This is a genomic window from Calditrichota bacterium, assembly GCA_013151735.1.
Taxonomy (GTDB): Bacteria; Zhuqueibacterota; JdFR-76; order JdFR-76; family BMS3Abin05; genus BMS3Abin05.
The window spans coordinates 1-4,027 of sequence record JAADHR010000126.1; the positions used below are offsets into that span (position 1 = coordinate 1).

Below are 4,027 nucleotides of genomic sequence, written 5' to 3' on the forward strand. Positions count from 1 at the left end.
GGGTGGGATTCAACAGAAAATTCTGTGCAAAGACAGACGATGCCAAAACCACAATCATTCCAATCGTAATAAAAATCCGCTTTTTCATGATGTCTTTCTCTTTTCGTTACTTTTTTAGAAATTCGTGAAAATAAGTTGAAGCAAAAATAGCCCACGAATGAATACCCATTCACACTGATTTTTGATTTTCACTTCGTGAAAACCCGTGCAAACCTGTGGGGATAAATTCTCCGTTTTGGGCTTTCAAGATTTTTCCATAAACGGTTTCCATTTTTCTTCCGGCGAAGGGGGCGTGAGCAGGCTGACGCCAATTAACAAAATCAGGGACAGGGCAATGGCCGGAAAAATAATGTAATCCCAGCCGATGCCGAAGCCAAATTTCGCCACCAGGGTACCCAGCATTCCTCCCAAAATAGACGATACGCCGCCTGCCGGAGTGACGCGTTTCCACAAAAACGCTGCCAGAACGGCCGGCGTCAGACCGGCTCCAATCATCGTGTAAGCCGTGTAAGCCATTTCCAGGACCGTCGTAAATTGGGTCAAAAGCAAATACGCCGTCACACCCAAAATAACAATCCAGATGCGCTGAAACCGCACCAGCGTTTTTCCGCTGGCCTTGGGATTGATAAAGCGCTGGTAGATGTCCCGGGTCACATTCGTGCTGGGTGTGAGCAAAAAGGAATTTCCCGTGGAAATAATAATGGCTACAGCCGCTCCCAGAAGCATGACGCCTGCAAACAGGGGCAGTCCCACTTCGCTCCCGTGGCGGGCGGTGTAGAGAATTACCGTTTCGTGATCCTTCAGATTTACAAAATAGCTGCTGGCAATCATCGCCAGAAAGCAGATCATCGATTCGATGACCACCGTCCCGGAAATCCAGCCGACGACAGCCGTGCGGGCAGCCTTTTCATTTTTCGCCGAAAAGAATTTCTGGTACATACTGGATTCTCCCAGCAACAGGAAAAACACCGGGAAAAACACCCCCATTGCCCAAATGGGGTTTTCGCGGCCAAACACCTTAAAATGATCCGCAGGCAGTGTGGTCACCACGTGGTGGATACCGCCCACGCCATGCAGGAGAAACGGAACCGCAATCAAGATACCCAGCAAGATCATGGTGCCGTTAAAGATGTCCAGCGTCACGATGGAAATCATCCCTGCCATGGAGGTGTAGGCAATAATAAAAACGGCCGTCAGCAGGACGCCGTATTTCATCGGGATGCCTGCGATCAGCTCCAGAACCATTCCGCCCCCCTTAAATTGGTAACCGACAATGGTGGTGTAGGCAATGATGATGGTCAGGGTGCCCAGCATTCGTGCCCATTTGTTGTAGCGGGCTTCCAGCAGATCGGGCAGTGTAAATTGGGCAATTCGGCGTACGCGTCCGGCCAGAAAATACACCACCACAATAGCCGTCCAGGCTCCGGCGCTGCCCCAGAGCTCGGAGATACCCCGATTGTACGCCAGACCCGCCCCGGCAATGATGCTGCCCGAGCCAATCCAGGTGGAAAGCAGTGTTCCCACCAAAAGAATGGTGGGCACCTTTCGCCCCGCCACCATAAAATCGGTTTGATTTTTCACCAGGCGACTTTTGTACAGACCCAGCCCGATTAAAAAGGCCAGGTAAATCATGACAGCCCAGAAGTAAATCATCCTAAAAAAACTCCGCTTTCAATTTACGGCGATGCAACATCCACAATCATAACGTTTACCGGCACAGATGGGAAGTGTCGTTTTTGTGAATTTCCTCGCGATTGGCAGCCAATTTTACCTGCAGAATTTTGCTTCCACTCAGGCAGGAATACTCACAAGCAATTTTCATTTTCTCTCTTTCAATACCTTCTTAGCGGCCTTTGGCATGTCTTCCCAGTGATTTTTCGAAAAGGATGCCACCGCTTCCGGGTCATCCTTTGCCGCAAATTTCAGAAGACGGGCCACTCCCTTTTGAACCATAATATTGGAATCATTTAGAAGCTGCTCGGCAATGGCAAGAGCCTCTTCTGTTCCAACAACCAAATGGGAACCCGCTTCCGATTTGGGTAAAAACAGGGTGGTGGCTGCCGCCCGTCGTCGCCACGGGTTCTGGCTCGTTGTCCATTTTCGAACGCTGGCTAACCGCTCCGGGTATTTCTTCAAAAGAAAAGCCAATTCTTTGCTCAAAGCATCGCCAAGTGTGGCATCGTCCACATCATCCAGCCAGCGGCTCAAATAATCAAACACCGTCCACTCGTAATCCTGCCGATAAAAATTGAGCAGATGAACCGCCAGGCGCTTTTCCTCCCAGATGTCCGAATTCCACAGCTCTTTCAAAAAGGGATACGCGCGATTGAGAGAAAATCGACGTCCCCGATCGATGTAAAACTCCTTCGCCAACTGGTGGATCCTATCTGCCGTCACTCCGAGTACCCGTGCAGAGGTTTTGAGCAGCCGGGCGGACCGTTCCGCCTGATCGGGATCACCGTAGCTCGCCAGCGTCTGACGAAGGGCCTCAAAAGATTCAGACAATTTAGACATGATCCTAATTCTTCCCCTTTTTAAAGTTAATTTCGATTAATCTTACAATTTCGTCCATCCCGTTTTCTCCGAGGATTTCTACCCAGGAGGGCCGTCCTCCCCCTTTTACCGGCTGAAGGACGCGGATGTCATCAAGCCACTCCCTGAAATTAATCGCCTCTGTTTCAGGGCGGGCCAGAATAAGACGCCAGGCATCTTTCATCCGCACAAAAACCGCCGTGCTCAGGTTTGCTTCACGTACGAGGTTTTGCGCCACCTGCTTGGCATCGGTAAAATCGACGGAATCAAAAACATGAAGAACAAAGGGTTGACCCGTCTTTTTGGCGTGATCCGCCAGCGCGAGAGCCTGTTGTTGGGCCCAAAATTCCTTGAGTCTCTGGATTTCCTTTTTTTGCGCCTTTACGTCCGTTTTCAAGTCCTTCACGCGCGCCAACAAGTCTTCTTCACCGGCGGTTAATTCCTGATTTAAATTCCTTGTGATGTGCCACAGCAACCGGTAGTGTCGAATAGCCCGCCTGCCCGCGTAAAAGAAGAGCCGCACATTACCCCGCAGTTTTTCCCACCGAACAATCTTCACCAGCTGCACTTCCCCTGTCCGGCCAACATGCGTCCCCCCGCAGGGATCCAGATCAAAATCATCGATTTCAACGAGACGGATTTTCCCCGGCACTTCCGGCTCTTTTCGCAACGGCAAATGCGACAGCTCGCCCGGTTCCACAAAAAAGGCCTTTACGGTTCGATTTTCGGCGATAATCCGATTGGCCAGATTTTCCACACCGGCCACTTCATCCAACGAGATGCGATCGGTTTTTACATCGATGGTGGAGATTTCTTCACCCAAATGCGAGGAGAGCGTTTCAATTTTTAAATGATGAAGAAACGCCCCTGCCAGCAGATGAAATCCTGTGTGCTGCTGCATAAAATCAAACCGGCGTTCCCAGTTGATTTTCCCGGAGACACTTTTGCCCGACCATTTTCCGGCAAGTGCATGCCAGATAAGCCCCTCCTGCTCAACAACATCCACCACGGGTGTGTCATTGAGCCAGCCGGTGTCGTGCATCTGGCCCCCGGACGTCGGGTAAAAAGCCGTTTTGTCCAGACGAACAAACGTCCTGTCGCCGTCGCGGCGTGTTTCTTCTACCGAGGCTTCAAATTCGGTCTGATAGCTGTTTGTGTAATACAGGCGTTCGGTCATTTCAAACGGACCCTTTTAATGTAGAATAAACAATAAGCTAAATAAATATTCATTGAAATAGAAAAATATGCAAAGCGAACTGAGTTTCAAACAATCAATTATCTTAATTATAATAACCTTCGTGACTTAGGGCCTTCGTGGCAAAAATTTATGAATAACGCAGGTTATAAAATAATTTTTGTTTGATCCTGCAAATCCCGTCAAAATCCTTAATCCCGGATACGGAGATTCTTTACAAAAGGCTTTACCAGATTTGAATATCCCACACCTCGGCACCCGGAAGACCCGAAAAGTTCCAGTGTTTTCCGCCATCCTTGC

The 4,027-nt window shown here is 49.5% G+C and carries 3 protein-coding genes; all 3 read right to left on the minus strand.

Going from position 1 to position 4,027, the window contains the following annotated elements; all coding sequences use genetic code 11:
• Nucleotides 1-243: 243 nt before the first annotated feature.
• Nucleotides 244-1,653, minus strand: coding sequence for a sodium:solute symporter family protein (locus GXO76_08690; protein ID NOY77930.1), 1,410 nt, complete (start codon nt 1,651-1,653; stop codon nt 244-246).
• 165 nt (nt 1,654-1,818) lie between these two features.
• The gene (locus GXO76_08695; GenBank protein NOY77931.1) at nt 1,819-2,514 is read right to left on the minus strand and encodes a DNA alkylation repair protein; all 696 of its coding nucleotides are present in this window, start codon (nt 2,512-2,514) and stop codon (nt 1,819-1,821) included.
• A gap of 4 nt (nt 2,515-2,518) precedes the next feature.
• The gene (locus tag GXO76_08700) at nt 2,519-3,709 is read right to left on the minus strand and encodes a hypothetical protein (GenBank protein NOY77932.1); all 1,191 of its coding nucleotides are present in this window, start codon (nt 3,707-3,709) and stop codon (nt 2,519-2,521) included.
• Nucleotides 3,710-4,027 lie beyond the last annotated feature (318 nt).

Coding starts and splice junctions, on each gene's coding strand:
- GXO76_08690 (NOY77930.1), bottom strand. CDS start 1,653: ATGATTTACTTCTGGGCTGTCATGATTTACCTGGCCTTTTTAATCGGG.
- GXO76_08695 (NOY77931.1), bottom strand. CDS start 2,514: ATGTCTAAATTGTCTGAATCTTTTGAGGCCCTTCGTCAGACGCTGGCG.
- GXO76_08700 (NOY77932.1), bottom strand. CDS start 3,709: ATGACCGAACGCCTGTATTACACAAACAGCTATCAGACCGAATTTGAA.